We start from the raw sequence: 18,822 nt of genomic DNA, 5'->3' as shown, positions 1-18,822 counted from the left end.
CCTCAGAACAGCGGCAGGTTCAGGCCGAGCAGGTTACGGAAAGCGAACGCCACCGCGATCAGGCCCAGCGAGATCTTGATATTGCGCACCACCGAGTACGAGGTGCCCGCCAGCGTCGAGCAGAACACCAGGAAGACGATGCCGACGATCATGTTGATGAACCCCGACACCACCGCGAAGCCACACAGGCTCAGCATGATGATGGCGATGTTCTTGACGCTGTAGCTCAGCGGCACTGGCGGCACGAAACGCGAACGCAGCACCGTGATCAGCCCGATCAGGCCGAGCAGCGAACTGATCATGAGCGGAAACAGGCCCGGTCCGGACCGGCTGAATGTCCCCAGTTGATACTTCAATGCCGCCCCCCCGAACAACAGGGCGAAGGCGATCATGAAGAGCCCCGCAACGAAGTTTCTATTGCTTAAGTACATACGACGCGCCCTCCCAGGCTATGCGCTTTTTTTCGCGTGCTTTTTCCGGCCGATCCTTGCGACCGGATCCGGTTTCCCCGCCTGTCTTCCCGCTGAAAATTTCGGTGCCGCGGACGAGGTCGGCAGATAGTAGAGAGCGACACTTCCAATCCGCTTTCGCTTTTTGCGCCCGCGCGCACTCGGCACCTATCGCTTTCCCGTAGATCGCGCGACAGGCTACTGACTGCTTCCTGAATTACATGCAAACACAGCGTAAGCACGCTGCGGCGCCGTGTTTTTTTCCACAGGCGCGGGGCACGATCGGCGCCTCTGGCTGGGCGCGGAAAAGACAACGCCGACGCGGCGCGAAGCGGCGTCGGCGTGGCGGCCGGCAACGGACGGCGGCGGGGAGCCGCCGCGCGCAGGGCAGGGTCAGGCCGCCAGCGCGACCCGCTGCGGGACAACCGCCTGCGCGTCCTCGCGCAGCTTGAACAACGCCACCGTTCTGGCCAGCGCGCCGGCCTGGTCGCTCAGCATGGCCGAGGCCGCGGCCGATTGCTCCACCAGCGCCGCGTTCTGCTGCGTGGCCTGATCCATGTCGGAAACGCTGCGGTCGATCTGGCTGATGCCCACGCTCTGCTCGGCCATGGCGCCGTGGATCTCGCTGACCAGTTTCTGCACGCGCGACACGCCTTCGACAATCTCGTTCATGGTCGAGCCGGCGGCCTGCACCCGCTCGGTGCCGCTCTTGACGTTCTGCACCGAGGCCTGGATCAGGGCGCGGATTTCCTGCGCCGAGGCGGCGCTGCGCTGCGCCAGCGTGCGCACCTCGCCCGCCACCACCGCGAAGCCGCGGCCCTGCTCGCCGGCGCGCGCCGCTTCCACCGCCGCGTTCAGCGCCAGGATGTTGGTCTGGAAGGCGATGCCGTCGATGACGCTGATGATCTCGGTGATGCGCTCGGACGACTGCGCGATCGCGCCCATGGTGGTGACGGCGTCGGTCACCACCTGGCCGCCGCGCTCGGCCGCCTGGCTGGCTTCGGTCGCCAGGCGGGTGGCATGCTCGGCGGCCTCCTCGGTCTGGCGCACGCTGGAAGTCAGTTCGGTCAGCGCCGACGAGGTTTCCTGCAACGAACCGGCCGACACTTCGGTGCGCTGCGACAGGTCGCGGTTGCCCATCTCGATCTCGCGCGTGGCCGAGGTCATGGAATGCACGCCGCTGCGCACGTCCAGCATGACGTGGCTGATCTTGTCGACAAAGGCGTTGAACGAAGCGGAGATCTGCGCCACTTCGTCGTGGCCCACCACCGCCAGCCGGTGCGTCATGTCGCCGTCGCCCGAACCGATGGTGTCCATGGCGTCGCGCACCGCCGACAGGCGCTTGAAGGCGCGCGAGGTGACCACGCTGGCCAGCAGCACCGCCACCAGCGTCAGCACCACCACCGAGATCAGCGTGGCGTTGAACACCTGCGCCAGGCCCGCGGTGGCTTCGGCCTCGTCCAGGGCGATCACCAGGAACCAGTCGGTGCCGGGGATGCGGCGGGCCTTGAGCAGCTTGGGCACGCCGCCCAGGCTCAGCACCACCGGCGCGGCGCCGTCGCGCGCCATCTCGGCCAGGACGGCGGGCGTGAGACCGGCGGCCACCTCGGTCGAGGGCTTGAGCGCCAGCTTGTCGTCGACGTGCGAAATCACCTGGCCGTCGCTGGCCAGCACGAACGCGGTGCTGGCGGGCGTGGGGCGGATGGCCTTGATGACGTCCTTGATGCCGTCCAGCGCCACCGCGCCGCTGATGACCCCGGTGGTCTGGCCGTTGCGCATGATCGGCGCGGTGAAGGCCACGTAGGGTTTGCCGGTGCCCGAATCGCCATAGGGCTTGGTGACGGTCAGCTTGCCGGCGGCCACCGCGCTCTTGTACCAGGGGCGCGCCGTGGGGTCGTAGTCGGGCGGGGTCTTCGCGGTCGAGAAATAGCTCTTGTCGCTCCAGCCGATGCTGGTGATGGGAAAGCCGTTGGTCTCGCCCATGAGCTTGGTCAGGCCGCGCGGGTCGCCCTTCTCGACCACGGCGGCGGTGGCCGCCACGGCCTGGGCCTTGTCGGCCGACCAGCGCTCGATGGCGCTGGCATTGCCGGCGGCGATGGCGTCCAGGTCCGCGGAGATGGTCGCCATCATGTTGTCACGCACAATGTGATAGATCGCGATGCCCGAAAGCACCAGCGCGCCGATAACGGTGAAACAGGTGATCAACAGGATCCTGTTGCGCAACGAGGTGATTTTCATGCTTGTCTTCTTACTGCAACTGCCCATGCCGGAGGACACGGGTATCCAGGTACGCGATAACCTCCGCGCCACCCAGGCTTACGGCAATGCGGCATGGGACTTTAGGCCCGGCGCCGGCCTGATCCGCGCCCCGCGCGCAGAAGGTGGCGAGGCCATCCCGGCAAGGCATAATGGGCAGGCCAGGCCACGCCACGGCCCCCCGGGATGTAACCGCGTTCCCCCGGGCCGGGCGCGGCATCGTTACGTCAGTGATTCGCAGGGAGCTTTCGTTGGACCCGATACTCGCCGAACTGTCGGCGTCGCTGCAGACCGCCCGATCGGTCGAACAGTTGGCGCGCCCCCTCCTGGACATGCTCGGGGCCGTGACCGGACTGGAGTCGACCTACCTCACGTCGATCGACCCGCAGGCCGACCTGCTGCACGTGCGCTATGCGCGCAATGCGGGCGCGCTGCGGATCTCCGAAGGCCTGTCGATGCCGTGGTCGGACACCCTGTGCAAGCGTGCGCTGGACGCGGGCAGCATGGCCGCCAGCGATGTCGGCGCCCGCTGGCCCGACTCCGACATGGCGCGCCGGTTCGGTATCCAGACCTACGTCAGCGCGCCGGTCCGCGGCGACGATGGCCTGTTGCTGGGCACCCTGTGCGGCGCCAGCGCCGGTCAGCATCCCATCGCGCCGCGGACCGAGTCGATCCTGCGGCTGTTCGCCAGCGTGATCGGCAACTTCCTCGAACGCGAACAACTGGTCGCGCAACTGCGCGAGGCCAACGCCAAGCTGATGGCCTTTGCCCTGACCGATCCGCTCACCGGCCTGCCCAACCGCCGCGCCTTGTACGAGGAACTGGAGCGCCTGCGCGGCCGCGCGCTGCGCGAAGGCGGCAGCGTGCTGGTGGGCGTGGTCGACCTGGACGGCTTCAAGGGCATCAACGATACCCATGGCCACCAGCAGGGCGATGTCTTCCTGCGGGAGGTCGTGCGGCGCCTGGCAATGGCGCTGCGCGCCTCCGACATGGTGGGCCGGCTGGGCGGCGATGAATTCGTGCTGATCGGGCCCGGCCCGGCGCTGGCGCGCGGCGACGCGGCGCCGGGCCACGAGGCCGAACGCGGCGATGCCGAGGAAGCCGCCCGGTCGCTGGAAGACCGCGCCGCCGCCGCCACGGTCGGCCGCTACCTGCTTGGCGAGGTGACCCTGCCCTACGAAGGCGCCAGCGTTGGCGTGGTGGCGCTGGATCCGAGCGGCCTGTCCGCCGAAGAAGCGGTGCGCATGGCCGATGCCCGCATGTACGAGATCAAGCGCGCCCGCAAGGGCGCCCGCACCCTGCACTGAGACGCGCCGCGGCCGGCGCCCGTGGCGCGTTACGCGCCGGCCACGGCGCGCTGGTGGCGCGCCCGCAGCACGCCATTGGCCAGCGCCCCCAGCGCCAACAGCACCGCGGTGCCCAGGAACACGGCCGGCATGCCGAAATGCCCGCCGATGAATCCCCCCAACAGCGGCCCGGCCACCTGGCCGGCGTACTGCGCCGAAATCGACATACCCAGCACATTGCCGCCCACGCCGTCGGGCACATTGTGGCGGATCACGCTGGTCACGCACGGCAGCAGCCCGCCCAGCGCCAGTCCCATCAGGAAACGCAGCGCCACCAGTTGCCAGCCCGCGGTGACGAAGGCCTGCGGGATCAGCAGCAGCGCGGCCACCGCCAGCGCGCCGATGATCACCGTCCAGTGGCCGACCCGGTCGGCCAGCCGGCCCAATCGCGACGCCGACAGGATCGCCCCCAGCGCCGCCGCCGACATCACCACGCCAGATACCAGCGTGACGCGGGCCGGGTCATCGACCAACTGACCCACGTAGACCGTGATGATCGGTTCGATCGACATGGTGGCGAACATCAGCAGCATGCCGGTCGCCAGCATCGCGGCCACCGGCCGCTTGTCGGGAATCTGCGCCCAGCCGCCGCGCCGCTTGCCGTCCTGTTGGGCGGGCCTGGCCGGACGCGGCATCTCCTTGATCAGGAACACCGTGGCCAGGAACGCCAGGAAGATCACCCCGCCAGCCAGCAGGAAGGTGGCGCGGATGCCGATCAGCGGCGGCAGCCCGCCGCCGATCAGCGGCCCCACCAGGTTGCCCGCCATGATGCCGGCCGACAGCACGCCCAGCGCCCAGCCCGAACGCGCCTTGGGCGCCTGCATAGCCACCAGGATGGTCGAACCCGAGGCATAGCCGCCGGCCAGTCCCACCAGCAGCCGCAGCAGCACCAGTTGCCATACGCTCTGCACCATGCCGGTCAGCGACATGCAGATGGCCATGCCGAACGACGCACGCACCAGCATCAGCTTGCGGCCGTAGCGGTCGCCCAGCCGGCCCCACAGGGGCGCGACCAGCGCCGCGGCGAAGAAGGTGGCGCCGTAGGCCACGCCCGACCACTGCACGATCGCGGCATGGCCTTGCACGCCCAGTTCTTCGACGTACAGCGGCAGGAACGGCAACAGCAGCGTCATGGCCACGATGGTGCTGAACGAACCGGCGAAACAGACGGCCAGGTTGCGGCGCCAATGGATATTCTCGGCCGGCGCGGCCGCGCCGGTGTCGGCGTGGCCCGGGGAAGTGGACGATGTCATGGAAGCTGGCCTTGTCGCGGTCGGGCGCGAAGCGTAAAGCCAGAATTGTTGCCAGCCTCGCCGCGCCCAGCAAGGCCAGCCGCGATACCGGTATTGGCGCTACCCCCCTGCCGGCGCGGCGGCCGCGCGCCTATTGCAGGGCGCCGCGCTGCCAGGCCTTGGGGGTGGCGCCGCGATGCGCCTTGAAGGCCTTGATGAAATGGCTGAGGCTGGAAAAGCCGATGCGGTAGGCGGTTTCGGTGACCGAGCAGCCGCGCCGCAACAGGCCGGCGGCGGCGTCCATCCGGGCTTGCAGCAGGCAGCCGTGCACCGATTGCCCGTAGAGCGCCATGAAGCCGGCCTGCAGCCGCTTTTCGCCCAGGCCCACGGCCCGCGCCAACTGCCGCACGCTGCCGCAATCGGCATATTCGTGCTGGATGCGGCGATGGGCCTCGGCCAACCGCTTGCGGTCGGCCGCCGGCGGCGGGGCGGCCGCGCCGTGGCCGGCCAGGTGCGCCAGGGTCAGCGCCAGGGCCTCATGCGCCTTGCCCTGCAGATACAGCGCGGCGATTTCGCCACGCTCCTGGTTCCAGGCCAGGATCTCGCTGGCCACGCGCGCCAGGCCCGGCCACAGCGGCAACAGCGCCAGTTGCGCATCGCGCGCCGGCACGCTGCCGTCGGCGGCGAACGCGGCGCAGGGCACTGGCCGCAAGGTGCGCCGCCACAGCGCGCGCACGGCGTCGCTGAAAAAACGGATGTCGACCGCGCGGATGTTGTGCCGCCCCTTGAATTCGTCCCACCCGGTCACCGGCTCGGCCGTGCCATGCAGAATGACGCAGCCGGGCCGGATGCGCAGGGCCGCGCCGCCTTCGAAGCCCACGCCGAACTGGCCTTCGAGCACGATCGCCACGCCGACGCTGGATTCGGCCGCGCCGCTGACGGCCCAATCGGACTCGGGGCGGCCGTCGAAGCAGCCGATGGAGATGCCGCCGGGCAACTCGTGCTGGGTGCGGATCCGGAGCCAATCCGGCGGCAGCAGGCGCGCCAGATCCTGCGCGGTCAGGGGCGCGCCACGATCCGGGGCATGACGGGGCAGAGAGGCCATTTTGTTCCAATTCCGCAATTTCCGGCGCGGATTCGCTAGCGCGGCCGCGACCTGGCCTGGATGATAACAATTTTCATCCGCATCTCATCCTTCATGCCGCAATTGCCAGACCCCGGCCGCCGACCGAACGAAGCCCCCGCCCTGTTCGTCTTCAACACCTTGTGCCTGACCGCCATCATGGCGTTCATGCCCGTGATCGGCCCGGTGGTGCGCGGGCTGCGGCTGGCCGAATGGCACGGCGGCCTGGTGGTCACCGTGGCCGGGGTGCTGTGGATGCTGATGGCGCGTTACTGGGGCCGCCGCAGCGACCGCGTCGGCCGCCGCGGCGTGCTGTTGCGCGCGGCCGCCGGCTATATCGTCAGCTACCTGCTGCTGGCCGTGGGCCTGGACCTGATGCTGCGCGAACCGCCGCCGGCGTGGTTGGCGCTGCTGGCGCTGATGGCGCTGCGCGCCCTGATCGGCGCCTTCTATGCCGCCATGCCCACCGTCAGCGCGGCCCGCATCGCCGACATCACCACGCCGGCCCAACGCGGCGCCATGATGGCCAAGCTGGGCGCGGCCAACGGGCTGGGCATGGTGCTGGGCCCGGCCATCGGCGGCCTGCTGGTCAAAGACAGCCTGACCCTGCCGCTGTACATCGCCGCCGTGCTGCCCCTGCTGGGCACGCTGTGGCTGGCGGCGAAACTGCCGTCCGACGCCGCGCACCAGCCACGCGCCACGCCGCCCCTGAAGCTGAGCGACCGGCGCCTGCGCCTGCCCCTGGGCGCGATGCTGCTGGCCATGAGCGCGGTCATCACCGCGCAGATGATCGTCGGCTTCTACGCCATGGACGCGCTGCGCCAGGCGCCCGCTGCCGCGGCGCGGACGGCGGGCTGGGCCATGACCACCGTCGGCGTCATGCTGATCCTGGTGCAGGTGGGATTGTCCAAGGCGCGCCGCATGAACGCGGCCCGCTGCCTGGCCGGCGGCGCCCTGCTGTCGGGCGTCGGCTTTTTGCTGGTGCCGGTGCTGGGCGGCGCCTGGGGCCTGCTGGCGTGCTACGCCGTCATGGCCGCCGGCATGGGCCTGGTGTTCCCGTCGATCCAGACCCTCGCGGCCAATGCGGTCACGGCCGACGAGCAAGGCATCGCCGCCGGCTCGGTGATCGCGGTGCAAGGCCTGGCGATGGTGGTGGCGCCGCTGGTCTGCACGCTGCTGTACGGCGTGCGCCCCTGGCTGCCCTACGTGGTGGCCGCCAGCCTGCTGCTGCTGGTGGCGCTGGTGGCGGCGTGCAAGCGGCGCGCGGCCGCGCCGGCCGCCGCCACGCCATGACGCGGCGGCGCCCGCGCCGCGCTATTCCGTAATCTGGATATTGGCCTGGTCGATGATGACCTGGTAGCGTTTCATTTCGGCGTCGATGAACTTGGCAAATGCCGCCGAGTTCTTCACCGACGGCTCGAAGCCCAATCCGTTCAACTGTTGCACGACCTTCGGACTGGCCATGACCTTGGCCGATACCGCCTCCAGCTTGCGCAGCACTGGCTCCGGCAGCTTGGCCGGCCCCCACACGCCGTACCAGGAATAGAACTCGAAGTCCTTCTGCCCCTGCTCCTTCATGGTGGCCAGGTCGGGCAGCAAGGGGCTGCGATCGGCACCGGTCAGCGCCAATGCCTTGAGTTTGCCGGCGCGCACCATGGGCAGCGACGACAGCATCGGATCGAACAAGCCCTGCACCTGCCCACCGACCAGATCCGACAGCGCCGGACCGCCGCCGCGATACAGCACGATGGGGATCTGCTCCAGGCCGTTGTCATGCAGGAACGAGGCCGCGGCCAGATGGCCCGCCGAACCGAAGCCGGTGGTGGCGAACGAGTACTTCTGAGGATCGGCCTTGAGCACCTTGACCAGATCCCGCACGTTGTCGGCCGGCACCTTGGGATTGACGCTGAAGATCAAGGCGCCCTGCGCCAATTCGCTGATGGGCGTGAAATCCTTGACCGAATCGAACTTGATGGTCTTCTTGTACAACAGCGGGTTGATGGCGTGGATCGACGCGTTCAGGTACAGCGTATAGCCGTCGGGCGCGGCGCGCGCCACGTAGGCCGCGCCGATCATGCCCGAGGCGCCGGCGCGGTTTTCCACGACCACCGATTGGCCCAGCTCCTTGCCCAGCTGTTCGGCATACAGGCGCGCCACGCCATCGACGGAGCCGCCCGGCGGGTGCGGCACCACCAGCGTGATGGGACGTTGCGGATACGTGTCGTCGGCCAGCGCGGCCGCGCCGGACACGATGCCCACCGCCAGCAGGGCGGCGCTGAGCAGCCGTTTGCGCGGCGCGGGGCGGGACGGGGATTGGAACATGATGGATCTCTCTTGGCGATGGCGCGGCCATTCCGGACGCGCAGGAGCCGACCACGCCATCGGCGCGCGACACGCGCGCCCGCCATGGCGTGGATCGTCAAAATGCATCCGGCGGCTTGCGCCGCCGGAACAGGGGAATCAGGCCGCCTTGAGCTGCGCGGAGCTGAAGCCGTACTTGGTGTCCAGGCCCAGCTCGCGCACGATGCGCAGCCCCTTGGCCAGGGCGTCGCCCTCCAGGCCGCGCAGCGGACGCCGCAGGTCGCCGACCGGCAGGCCCACCGCCTTCATCAGCGACTTGATCGCCACCGGGTTGATGGCCGAGTATGAGTAGTGCAGCATCGGCAAGAGGCCCAGGTAGCCCTCGCGGAAGCTGACCGAGACGTCCGGGGTGTCCCACGGGCGCGAGATGTCCGCCATCTCGGCCGGCGCGATGTTGCCGGTCATGTTGGCGGTGCCGTGACCGCCCAGGCTCATGGTGGGCACCACCAGCCCCAGGTTGGGCGAATCGCAGCACATCACCGACACGTCGGGGCGGCCGCGCAGCACCTGCGCCACCTGGCCGACGCGAGTGGTCGATTCCTTGTGCACCACGTAGTTGGGATGCTTGAAGATGCGCAGCAGTTGATCCCAGTGCAGGTCGCTCTTGACCCGCGGCGGGTTGTTGTAGATGCCCAGCGGCAGGTCGGTGGCATCGGCCACCTCGAGGAAATAGGCTTCCGTGTCGGCCTCGGAGGCGCAGATGTAGGCGGGCGCGGCCAGGATCGCGCCATCGGCGCCGTTGGCGCGCGCGAACTTCAGGTAGTCGATGGTGGTGTCAGTGTTGTTGCCGGTGCAGCCGTAGAACAGCTTCATCTTGCCGGTCTTCATCTTGGCCGTCTCGACGATCACCTGGCGCCGCTCTTCGGGCGACAGCATCGAGACTTCACCGGTGGAGCCCATGATCAGCACGGCGGCGGTGCCGTTGTCTTCCTGGAACTTCAACAGGCTGCGGAAGGCGCTGAAATCGACGCTGCCATCACGGTTGAACGGCGTGACGATGGCGACGAAGGACCCCTGGATTTTCATTTTGCTCATGACCTACTCCACTTGCGGATGGACTGCCCGATCGAAGCCAGGGCGGCGCGCGGTTGGCGCCTGCACCTGGCCATTCCCCTTGTTGCTTACGCAGTATAGGAAGAGCGGCCCCGAAAATTTTTCTATTTTCCACACTTTCTGGGCGCCCGAAAGACAAAGAATTTCTAAGGCAATGCGATTAAGTTATGAGGATTTCCATAACAATACGCTTTTCACGGTGCTGCCCGCATGTCCGAAGCGATCTCCCGTTATCCGTCCCTGTCCCACTGGGGCGCGTACACCGCGCTGGTGCGTGGCGGCCGTGTCTTGGGCTGCGAGCCGTTCGCCCATGACCAGGCCCCGTCCCCGCTTATCCACGCCATGCCGGACATGGTGCATTCACCGCTGCGCATCGACCGCCCCGCGGTGCGCGCAAGTTGGCTCAAACACCGTGGCGCGCCCGAACGGCGCGGCGTCGACGGCTACGTCGAAGTCGATTGGGACACGGCGCTGGCGCTGGTGCACGACGAGCTGCAACGGGTGCGCGCGCAGCACGGCCCCACCGCCATCTTCGGCGGGTCGTACGGCTGGTCCTCGGCCGGGCGCCTGCACCACGCGCGCACGCTGACGCACCGTTTTCTGTATGCCGGCGGCGGCTGCGTCGATCAATCCGGCAACTACAGCTGGGGCGCGGCGCAATTCCTGCTGCCCCACATCATCGGCACCTATGCGCCGGTGACCGGCCGCATCACCGACTGGAACAGCGTGGTCGGCCATACGCGGCTGCTGATCGCCTTTGGCGGCATCCCCCTGCGCAACACCCAGATCGCCTCGGGCGGCGCGGGCGACCACAGCGCGCCCGGCTGGCTGGCGCGGGCGCGCCAGGCCGGCATGCGCGCCGTGGTGGTCAGCCCCACGCGCGCCGACGCGCCGGCCGCGCTGGCGGCCGAATGGATCCCGATCCGGCCCAACACCGACGCGGCGATGATGCTGGGCATGGCGCACACGCTACTGGCCGAGGAGCGCCACGACCGCGACTTCCTGGCGCGCTGCTGCAACGGTTTCGAGCAATACGCCGACTACCTGCTGGGCCGCGCCGACGGTCAGCCCAAGGATGCGCAATGGGCCGAACGCATCTGCGGCGTGCCGGCGGACACCATCGGCGCGCTGGCGCGGGACGCGGCCGCCACCCGCACGCTGCTGTCGTGCTCGTGGTCGCTGCAACGCGGCCATCGCGGCGAACAGCCGTACTGGGGCAGCGTCGCGCTGGCGGCGCTGCTGGGCCAGATCGGCCTGCCCGGCGGCGGCTTTGCCTTCGGCCACGGCTCGATGAACGGCGCGGGCAATCCGCGCCCCGACCTGCCGGCGCCGGAGATGCGCGCCGGCCGCAATCCGGCCGGCGCCTCGATTCCGGTGGCGCGCCTGACCGACATGCTGTTGCAGCCGGGCGCGTCCTATGAATTCAATGGCGCGACCGGCACCTATCCGGACATCCGCCTGGTCTATTGGGCCGGCGGCAACCCGTTCCACCACCACCAGGATCTGAACCGCCTGGCGCGGGCCTGGGCGCGGCCCGAGACCATCATCGTGCACGAACCGTGGTGGACGCCGACCGCGCGGCGCGCCGACATCGTGCTGCCGGCCACCACCACGCTGGAGCGCAACGACATCGGCGGCTCCTCGCGCGACCGCTACATCCTGGCGATGCGGCAGGCGCTGGCGCCGGTGGGCCACAGCCGCAACGATTTCGACATCTACCGCGAACTGGCCGCGCGTGGCGGTTTCGAGCAGGCCTTTACCGAAGGCCGCGACGAAATGGCCTGGATCCGCCACATCTACGAGCAGATGCGGCCGGCCTGGGAAGCGGCGCAATTGACGCTGCCGGCCTTCGACGAATTCTGGGAGCGCGGCCACGTCGCGCTGCCGCCGCCGGCGCGCGACTTCGTGCTGTTCGAACAGTTCCGCGACAACCCCGCCGCGCATCCGCTCAAAACCCGTTCCGGCCGTCTCGAACTGCACAGCGCGGCCATCGCCGAATTCGGCTACGACGATTGCCCGCCGCATCCGGCCTGGCTGCCGCCGGTGGAATGGCTGGGCGCCGAACGCGCGGCGCGCTGGCCGCTGCACCTGGTCACCTGCCAGCCCGCCGACCGCCTGCACTCGCAGCTCGACCCGGCACCGGCCACGCGCGCCAACAAGGTCGCCGGCCGCGAGGCGGTGCTGCTGCACCCCGACGACGCCGCCGAACGCGGCATCGCGCAGGGCGACGTGGTGCGCATCTTCAATGATCGCGGCGCCTGCCTCGGCGGCGCCCAGCTCAGCGCCGACCTGCTGCGCGGCGTGGTGGTGATGCCGACCGGCGCCTGGTTCGATCCGCGGGACGGCGCGCTGGAACGCCACGGCAATCCCAACGTGCTGACGGTGGACGTGGGCACCTCGCGGCTGGCGCAAGGCCCTAGCGCGCTGTCGGCGCTGGTGCAGGTGGAACGTTGGCGCGGCGATGCGCCACAGGTGCGGGCCTTCGAGCCGCCGGCGCTGCACGCGCTGACGACGGACTAGCGGCGCAACCGCGCGCGCCGGCCGGGACGCGCCCTGCCCACGGCCCACGCGCCCTGCCAGGCCGCGCGCACGGCGGCGGCATGGCGCTCGGACGTGAAGACCGCGCTCATGCCGGCGGGGCGGCGCGATGGCGCAGGTGGAGCAACGGATACGCCCGTCCCTGGCCGTCGCGGTCGGAACGCCCGGTGCGCGCGAAGCCCATGCGTTCATAGAAGCCCACCGCCTGCGCGTTCTGCTCGTTGACATCGGTGGTCAGGTCCGGATGGCGCCGCAGCGCGTCCTCGACCAGCGCGCGGCCGACGCCGGCGCCGCGCGCGTCGGGGTCGACGAACAGCGCTTCCATGTGACTGCCGTCCAGCAGCATGAAGGCCAGCGGCCGGCCACTCGCGTCCAGCGCCAGCGAGGGTGGCGGCGGGCAGGAAGCCGACGACCTCGGCCTCGATTGCCTGGCGGTCCTCGGGGGTCAGGAAATCATGGGTGGCGTCGACCGAGCGTCGCCAGATGTCGACGACGCGCTCGCCGTCAGCGGGGGTGGAAGTTCTGATGGTGATCATGATGCCAAGCGTAAAGAAAAGCGTTGTCGCGCGCCGGGCGCCTCGTCGGTCTATCGAGACCGCCCCGAACCGCGCCGGGTGGTTGATGCTGTCGGCGGCGGCATCGGTCATGGGCGGAGATGGCGGCGCGGCCTTCATCGACGCGACCCTATCATCTTCCCGCCATCCCATTGTTTTCCGGATGGACAATCATAAAGGCATAAAAAAGAAGCCGCCCGTGTCAGCGCCGCTCACCCGCGCCCGGCGCGATGGCCGGCATCGACAAGCCCGGGAGCGTGGCGAAGGCTTTTGCAGCGCCTTACACAATTGGTGACGCCTCGCCGGGCATTTCGGGCCACAATGCGCCGGCGTGTTTGCGCGCCGTCTTTGTCGCCTACCAGGAATCCCGATGAACAAAGTCCTTGCCCTGCTGTTCTGCGCCCTGCCCGCGCTGGCGACCGCCGCGCAGCCCGATGTCGAAGCGCTGACGCTGAATCCGCAAAACAAGCTGTACTGCAACCCGCAGACCGACTGGTGCGTCGGCATCAAGGTCGACGGCAGCTTCGAGGAAAACGGCCCGTTCGCCAGCAGCCGCACGCTGCGCGCCAACTACCGTCTATGGGACCTGCCCGAGATCCCGGACTTCTCGCGCTTCACGGTCTGGCCGCACCTGATCCGGCTGAGCGAGGAACGCGCCCTGGTGGGCGTGATCGGCCCCAACGAACCCGACTACAAGGAAGAAATCCAGATTCCCGGCGGCAGCTTCTCGCGCCGCGACCTGTACCTGTTCGTGGTCGACCTGGGCGACAAATCGTCGAGCCTGGTGCAACTGCTGCCCTACTCCACCCGGGCGTCGATCCGCGGCTGCATGAACGAGGCCGATGCGCGCCGGCGCGAGGCCAATTGCATGGACGAGTATCGCTACGACGCCACGGTCAAAGCGTTGGCCGGCGCCCAGCCGTATCCCGACCTGCAGGTGACCACGCAGGCCACGCGCGCGCCGGCCGGCGCCAGCCGCTACGCCGATCCGGCCAGGCAGCCCGCGCCGACGGCGGCCCCGCGGCAGCCGCAGAGCGACAAGCAATGCAGCTATACCGTGACCTACAAGTGGCAGGCCGACGGCGCGGTCTACCGGCCGGCGACGCCGCTGCCCGACTGCGCCGAATTCCTCGAGGCCCAGCCCCGCAAAGGCTGAGCCGGCGCCGGCGCGTGCAAACCGCGCCGGCCTGGACGCGAGCGCCAGCGGCGCCGCGCCTCAGTCCGCGTAGCCGGGATTGCGCCGGTCCAGCCGGCGCAACAGGCCCGGCCAGGCCAGCGCGGCCTTGTGGGCCCGATCCGCTGGCGACTCCACCGCCGCGCGCGCCAGCACCTCGGGCGGAATGAAGGTCAGCTCCCCGCCCCCGGCCTGGGCTCGCACCTGCACCATGCAGGCCGCTTCCAGCCGGTGCATCGCCTGGAACGCCTCGGCCATGCTCTGCCCCACGGTCAAAAGCCCGTGGTTGCGCAGAATCAGGTACTGGTTGGCGCCCAGATCGCGCACCAGGCGCGGTTGCTCCTCGGGGTTGAGCGCCAGGCCTTCGTAATCGTGATAGGCGAGCGAGCGCAGCGCGATGAAGGCGAACTGCGACAGCGGCAGCAGCCCGTCCTTCTGCGCCGACACCGCCACCCCGTTGATGGAATGCGTGTGCAGCACGCACATGGCGTCCTTGCGGGCCGCGTGGATACAGCTATGGATGGTGAAGCCGGCCGGATTGATGTCGTATTCCGAATCCATCACCTTGCGCCCGTGCAGGTCGATCTTGACCAGGCTGGACGCGGTGATCTCGTCGAACATCATGCCGTAAGGATTGATGAGGAAATGCTCGGTGCCGGGAACCTTGGCCGTGATGTGAGTGAAGATCAGGTCGTCCCAGCCGAACAGCGCCACCAAGCGGTACAGCGCCGCCAGGTCTTTGCGCACCTGCCATTCCGTGGCGCTGACCCGCTCGCGCACGCGGGTTCCCATGTTCCCTGCCGTATCCATATTGTCTCCCTTGTCGTTTCCAGGCCCGGGCACGCACGCCACGGGGTTCGGGCACTGTATTCGGTTTGCGCGCGCACGCCAGCGCGACGCGGGCAAGCGTCCGCTACGTGCAACGCGGCGCGCCGGCACGCCGCTTGCTGGGCCGCCATGAAGGCGGCCGGGCGGCGCCACGCCGGCAATACGCCCACGCGGCGTCCGCCGGCATCGCCGCGACGGTAAAGTCCGATTACAATTCAGCAATTATTCAGGTGCGGCGCCTCCTGCCAGGCGCGCCCTACTGCCAGGGATGACGAGACACATGCGCGACGCCATCAGGATTTTCGTGGGCTGCGACCCGAACGACTGCGACCTCGAACAGATGATGGTGCTGGACTACAGCGCCCGCAAGCACGCGTCACGGCCGGTGCAGATCACCTGGATGCGCCTGTCGCGCGATCCCGCCAGCCCGTGGTATTGCGATCCGGCGCGCGGCCGCGGCTGGCGCACCGAAAAGTGGTCGACGCCTTTCTCCGCCTTCCGCTGGGCGGTGCCGGCCGCCGCCGGTTTCGAAGGCCGCGCCCTGTACATGGACGCCGACATGCTGGTGCTGTGCGACCTGGCCGCGATCTGGGACCTGCCGTTCGCAGGCGATGCCATCGTCGCCGGGCGCCGCGACGGCGACCAATGGCGGTCGTGCGTGGCGCTGTGGGACTGCGCCCGCGCCCGCGACCATCTGCCCTCGCTCGACGCGCTGCGCGCCAAGCGCCACGCCAATCGCGAAATGAAGCACTATTTCGCCGAGCGGCCGCACCTGGTGCAGCACCTGGACGCCCGCTACAACAGCATCGACGGCGAAGGCCTGGCGCGCGACCAGATCGGCATCCTGCATTATTCCGACATGGGCACCCAGTTCTCGCACCGCTACGCCATGCCGCGCCTGCGGGCCGAGGGGCGGCGCCACTGGTTCGACGGCGAAGTGGTGGCGCACGCGCGCACCGATCTGGCCGAACTGTTCGACCGCTATTACCAGGAAGCGCTGCAGGCCGGCCACAGGCTCGACGACTACCGGGCCAGCGCGCCGTTCGGCGAGGTGGTCAAGGCCTCGCAGAAGGACTACACCGGCAACCGTCCGCGCGCGCCGCGCCGTTCCTGGATACAGCGGCTCTGGGCCGGCGCGCTCGGCGGCTGAAGCGCGGCCCCTGTCACGGCTCCAGTCGCGGGGCAACGGCGCGGGCGCCGGCTTGCGCGCCGCCTTTGGGCTCTAATAGCGCCATGTCCCGCGCCCCTCTTGTCTCGTATTTCCACAGCGGCGATGGCCTGCGCAGCCGCGCCATCGGCGTCGCCACGCCCGCCACCACGCTTGCCCTGCCCGCGCCGCCCGCGCGGTTGCAGGCCGATTGGACGCGCGAGATCGACACCCGCCTGCGGCTGGCGCCGGGCGACGTGGAACAGATGCCGCTGGCGCGCACCATCGTGCGCTGGCCCGATTATGGCGCCTGCGTAAGGGCCATGCGTGACTGGACCGCGGCGCTTGGGCTGGGCGATGTGCTGGACGACGGCGTCATCGCGCTGATGGCCTGCCGCGGCGCCCGCTACCATCATGACGGCAACCAATACGGCTACGCAGCCTTCTGCAACCTGTTCCTGAGCGACGACCAGGGGCTGGACCTGGTTTTCGCCGAAACCGGCCGGCGCATCGCGCTGACGCGGGGCACGGCCGTGCTGTTCGACACCTGCCAACCGCATGGCGTGGTGCCACGCGGCGCCAGCGTGTTTCAGGCCGCCGACTTCGCGGCCGGCCACGGCCTTTCGCAAGTGTTCCTGACCTGGGAACTGCCGATCGAAGACACCCGCGTGGCGGCCGCCCTGGGCATCGAGTTTGACGTCGATTCCCACGCCGCCGCGCGGCTGGACGCGCAACAGGTGCGCCGCGGCGACGCGCGCCAGCAAGTGCGGCCGGACAACGGCCAATGGATCGACGCGAAGCCTTCGCGCCGATCCACGACGCCGGACGGCTCCTACCAGTAGATATCCTGGTTGTAGTACTTATGCAGGTCGCGCGCCCACGTTTCGTCGGCCATGCTCGGCCAGTTGTCCTTGTCGAATCCCGGCGCGTTCTTGAGCGTTTCCTTGTCGACATTGAGCACGAAGCATTTGCGGTCGGTATCCAGCGTCAGCGCGGCCCACGGAATGGCGAACAGCTTCTCGCCCATGCCCAGCACGCCGCCGCGCGCCAGCACCGCGTAGGCCACGCGGCCGCGCGGCACGTCGAGCATGATCTCCTTGATGTCGCCCAGGCTCTCGCCGGCCGCGTTATAGACGTCGTTGCCTTCCAGCGTATTGGCGGCCATGACCTCCGGGCCGGGGCCCAGCGCCTTGGCCTTCGGACCACCGACGATATTCGATTGCTGTTCCATCGCGTTTCTCCCGCGGGGTTGACCCGCTGCCTGTCTTTGATTGATGAATAGGGGCATGACCCATGCCGCCGCGGTCAGCGGCGCCGTGCTTCCGACATCAGGCAAGCGCCGGCCAGCGCGCCCACCAGCACGGCCCCGGCGATGCTCTTCCAGGCGTTTTCGTGCACGTAGCCGTCGGTGGCCGCCGAAACTTCCCGGGCGCGCCGCCGCGCGTGCTTCTCCCAACCGCGCGCCTCGGCGCGCGCGGCGTCGAGTTGCTGCTTGAGACGATCGCGCGCCGCTTCGATCTCGGCGCCACCGTAGCTGGCCGTGCTGCGCAGCAGGCTTTCGGTTCCCGAGATCAGGTCGCGCAACGTGCCGTTGCCGTTGTGTGTAGCCATGACACCTCCTTGAAGAAAAGTCCGCGCCCCGCTCACCGCGAGCCCGGACGCTTCCCTTTCAGCAAGCCGCGTGCCAGCGTCCCCCCCTGGCGGGAGGCGTTAGCCGAACGCCCTGCTCACGGGCCGGCCTGGGTCTCCACCGTCAGGTGCGACAGGCCGGCGATGTGGGCCAGCTTGGCCTTGTAGAAAGCGCTGTCGCGCGGCTGGCGCGCGACCAGCGACACGATGGCGGCGTAGTGGCCCGGCCCCACCTGCCACACGTGCAGATCCACGATTGCGCCATCCGCGGCGTCCAGGGCCTGCTCGATATCGCGCCGCAGGCGGCCGCTCTGCGGCGTGGCGTCGAGCAGCACCGTGCCCGCATCGCGGATCAGGCCCCACGACCAGCGCGCGATGACCAGCGCGCCGACCACGCCCATCGCCGGATCCGCCCACAGCCAGCCGTAGCTGCGTCCGACCAGCAGCGCCACGATGGCGAGCACCGAGGTCAGGGCGTCGGCCAGCACGTGCACGTAGGCCGAGCGCAGGTTGTTGTCGTGGCCATGGGCCGCGTGGACGGCACGCGTGCCATGTGCGTGGCGGTGGTCGGCGCCGTGGTCTGGGTGGCGCCCATGACTGTGGCCGTGGCTGTGGCCGTGGCTGTGGCTGTGGCCGTGGCCGTGCCCGTGGTCGTGGTCGTGGTCGTGGCCGTGGCCGTGGCCGTGATCATCCTTCAGCAACCACGCCGACACCAGGTTGACCAGCAACCCCACCGCCGCGATGGCGATGGCCTGGTCGAAGCTGATGGGCACGGGATCGACCAGGCGGGCCACGCTCTCCCAGCCGATGATCAATGCGATCAGCGCCAGCACGATGGCGCTGGCAAACCCCGCCAGCTCGCCCAGCTTGCCGGTGCCGAAAGTGAAGCGCGGATTGCGCGCGTGGCGGCGCGCGTAGCCGTAGGCCAGCGCCGTGATCAGCATCGCGCCGGCATGCGTCGACATGTGCCAGCCGTCGGCCACCAGTGCCATCGAACCATAAAGATGGCCGGCGATGATCTCGACGGCCATCATGCCCGCCGTCAGGGCGATGACCCACCACACCCGGCGCTCGTTGCGTCGATGATCCTGGCCGAGAAAAACGTGTTCATGGGGGGTCTGGGTAGTCATGC

The 18,822-nt window shown here is 69.2% G+C and carries 17 protein-coding genes and 1 pseudogene; 7 read left to right on the top strand and 11 right to left on the bottom strand.

Annotation, left to right across the window (positions count from 1 at the left end; genetic code table 11):
• Positions 1-2: 2 nt before the first annotated feature.
• Positions 3-431: a tripartite tricarboxylate transporter TctB family protein gene (locus ACN6O8_RS14775; RefSeq protein ID WP_427991775.1), complete on the bottom strand. Its 429-nt coding sequence runs from the start codon at positions 429-431 to the stop codon at positions 3-5.
• A 411-nt stretch (positions 432-842) separates the two neighbouring features.
• Positions 843-2,687 (bottom strand): methyl-accepting chemotaxis protein, encoded by a 1,845-nt coding sequence (locus ACN6O8_RS14770; protein WP_427991774.1) that lies wholly within the window; start codon positions 2,685-2,687, stop codon positions 843-845.
• Between the two features lie 269 nt (positions 2,688-2,956).
• On the opposite strand from ACN6O8_RS14770, the gene ACN6O8_RS14765 reads away from it, so the two are divergent.
• Positions 2,957-4,012 (top strand): GGDEF domain-containing protein, encoded by a 1,056-nt coding sequence (locus ACN6O8_RS14765; RefSeq protein WP_427991773.1) that lies wholly within the window; start codon positions 2,957-2,959, stop codon positions 4,010-4,012.
• 29 nt (positions 4,013-4,041) lie between these two features.
• Here the strand turns inward: ACN6O8_RS14765 and ACN6O8_RS14760 are convergent, their stop codons facing one another.
• The gene (locus ACN6O8_RS14760) at positions 4,042-5,304 is read right to left on the bottom strand and encodes an MFS transporter (RefSeq protein ID WP_427991772.1); all 1,263 of its coding nucleotides are present in this window, start codon (positions 5,302-5,304) and stop codon (positions 4,042-4,044) included.
• Between the two features lie 130 nt (positions 5,305-5,434).
• The gene (locus ACN6O8_RS14755; RefSeq protein ID WP_427991771.1) at positions 5,435-6,388 is read right to left on the bottom strand and encodes a helix-turn-helix transcriptional regulator; all 954 of its coding nucleotides are present in this window, start codon (positions 6,386-6,388) and stop codon (positions 5,435-5,437) included.
• A 93-nt stretch (positions 6,389-6,481) separates the two neighbouring features.
• Between ACN6O8_RS14755 and ACN6O8_RS14750 the strand changes: the two genes are divergently transcribed.
• Positions 6,482-7,699 (top strand): MFS transporter, encoded by a 1,218-nt coding sequence (locus ACN6O8_RS14750; protein ID WP_427991770.1) that lies wholly within the window; start codon positions 6,482-6,484, stop codon positions 7,697-7,699.
• 21 nt (positions 7,700-7,720) lie between these two features.
• On the opposite strand, the gene ACN6O8_RS14745 is transcribed toward ACN6O8_RS14750, so the two are convergent.
• A complete protein-coding gene (locus ACN6O8_RS14745) occupies positions 7,721-8,728 on the bottom strand; it encodes a Bug family tripartite tricarboxylate transporter substrate binding protein (protein WP_427991769.1) in 1,008 nt (335 codons plus the stop codon).
• Positions 8,729-8,866: 138 nt separating this feature from the next.
• Positions 8,867-9,802 (bottom strand): 4-hydroxy-tetrahydrodipicolinate synthase family protein, encoded by a 936-nt coding sequence (locus ACN6O8_RS14740; protein ID WP_427991768.1) that lies wholly within the window; start codon positions 9,800-9,802, stop codon positions 8,867-8,869.
• Positions 9,803-10,030: 228 nt separating this feature from the next.
• Here ACN6O8_RS14740 and ACN6O8_RS14735 point away from each other — a divergent pair, with 228 nt between their 5' ends.
• Positions 10,031-12,340, top strand: a complete 2,310-nt coding sequence (locus tag ACN6O8_RS14735) for a molybdopterin-dependent oxidoreductase (protein ID WP_427991767.1) — start codon at positions 10,031-10,033, stop codon at positions 12,338-12,340.
• Between the two features lie 106 nt (positions 12,341-12,446).
• Here the strand turns inward: ACN6O8_RS14735 and ACN6O8_RS14730 are convergent.
• Positions 12,447-12,894: pseudogene (locus ACN6O8_RS14730) on the bottom strand (acetyltransferase).
• Between ACN6O8_RS14730 and ACN6O8_RS14725 the strand changes: the two are divergent.
• Together ACN6O8_RS14725 and ACN6O8_RS14720 are read left to right on the top strand one after the other, a co-directional pair.
• Positions 12,818-13,207: a hypothetical protein gene (locus ACN6O8_RS14725; RefSeq protein ID WP_427991947.1), complete on the top strand. Its 390-nt coding sequence runs from the start codon at positions 12,818-12,820 to the stop codon at positions 13,205-13,207. The pseudogene ACN6O8_RS14730 and the gene ACN6O8_RS14725 overlap by 77 nt on opposite strands.
• 75 nt (positions 13,208-13,282) lie before the next feature.
• Positions 13,283-14,068: a hypothetical protein gene (locus tag ACN6O8_RS14720; protein ID WP_427991766.1), complete on the top strand. Its 786-nt coding sequence runs from the start codon at positions 13,283-13,285 to the stop codon at positions 14,066-14,068.
• Positions 14,069-14,128: 60 nt separating this feature from the next.
• Here ACN6O8_RS14720 and ACN6O8_RS14715 read toward each other — a convergent pair whose 3' ends face one another.
• Entirely contained in the window at positions 14,129-14,878 is a 750-nt protein-coding gene (locus tag ACN6O8_RS14715; RefSeq protein ID WP_427991765.1) for a class II aldolase/adducin family protein, read from the bottom strand.
• Positions 14,879-15,194: 316 nt separating this feature from the next.
• Here ACN6O8_RS14715 and ACN6O8_RS14710 point away from each other — a divergent pair, with 316 nt between their 5' ends.
• On the top strand, positions 15,195-16,064 hold the full coding sequence (locus ACN6O8_RS14710; protein ID WP_427991764.1) for a glycosyl transferase: 870 nt from the start codon (positions 15,195-15,197) through the stop codon (positions 16,062-16,064).
• An 83-nt stretch (positions 16,065-16,147) separates the two neighbouring features.
• Positions 16,148-16,903, top strand: a complete 756-nt coding sequence (locus ACN6O8_RS14705; protein WP_427991763.1) for a hypothetical protein — start codon at positions 16,148-16,150, stop codon at positions 16,901-16,903.
• On the opposite strand, the gene ACN6O8_RS14700 is transcribed toward ACN6O8_RS14705, so the two are convergent.
• The 3 genes from ACN6O8_RS14700 to dmeF all read right to left on the bottom strand — a co-directional run bounded on the left by ACN6O8_RS14700 (position 16,894) and on the right by dmeF (position 18,820).
• A complete protein-coding gene (locus tag ACN6O8_RS14700; protein ID WP_427991762.1) occupies positions 16,894-17,292 on the bottom strand; it encodes a PRC-barrel domain-containing protein in 399 nt (132 codons plus the stop codon). The genes ACN6O8_RS14705 and ACN6O8_RS14700 overlap by 10 nt on opposite strands.
• A gap of 74 nt (positions 17,293-17,366) precedes the next feature.
• On the bottom strand, positions 17,367-17,672 hold the full coding sequence (locus tag ACN6O8_RS14695) for a DUF883 family protein (RefSeq protein WP_427991761.1): 306 nt from the start codon (positions 17,670-17,672) through the stop codon (positions 17,367-17,369).
• Positions 17,673-17,788: 116 nt separating this feature from the next.
• A complete protein-coding gene (gene dmeF, locus ACN6O8_RS14690; protein WP_427991760.1) occupies positions 17,789-18,820 on the bottom strand; it encodes a CDF family Co(II)/Ni(II) efflux transporter DmeF in 1,032 nt (343 codons plus the stop codon).
• Between the last annotated feature and the right edge of the window lie 2 nt (positions 18,821-18,822).

This window comes from Achromobacter sp., from assembly GCF_050285565.1.
Lineage (GTDB): Bacteria > Pseudomonadota > Gammaproteobacteria > Burkholderiales > Burkholderiaceae_B > Achromobacter.
Note: the sequence above shows the minus strand (reverse complement) of the source record. Positions and strands in the feature narration are given on the sequence as shown.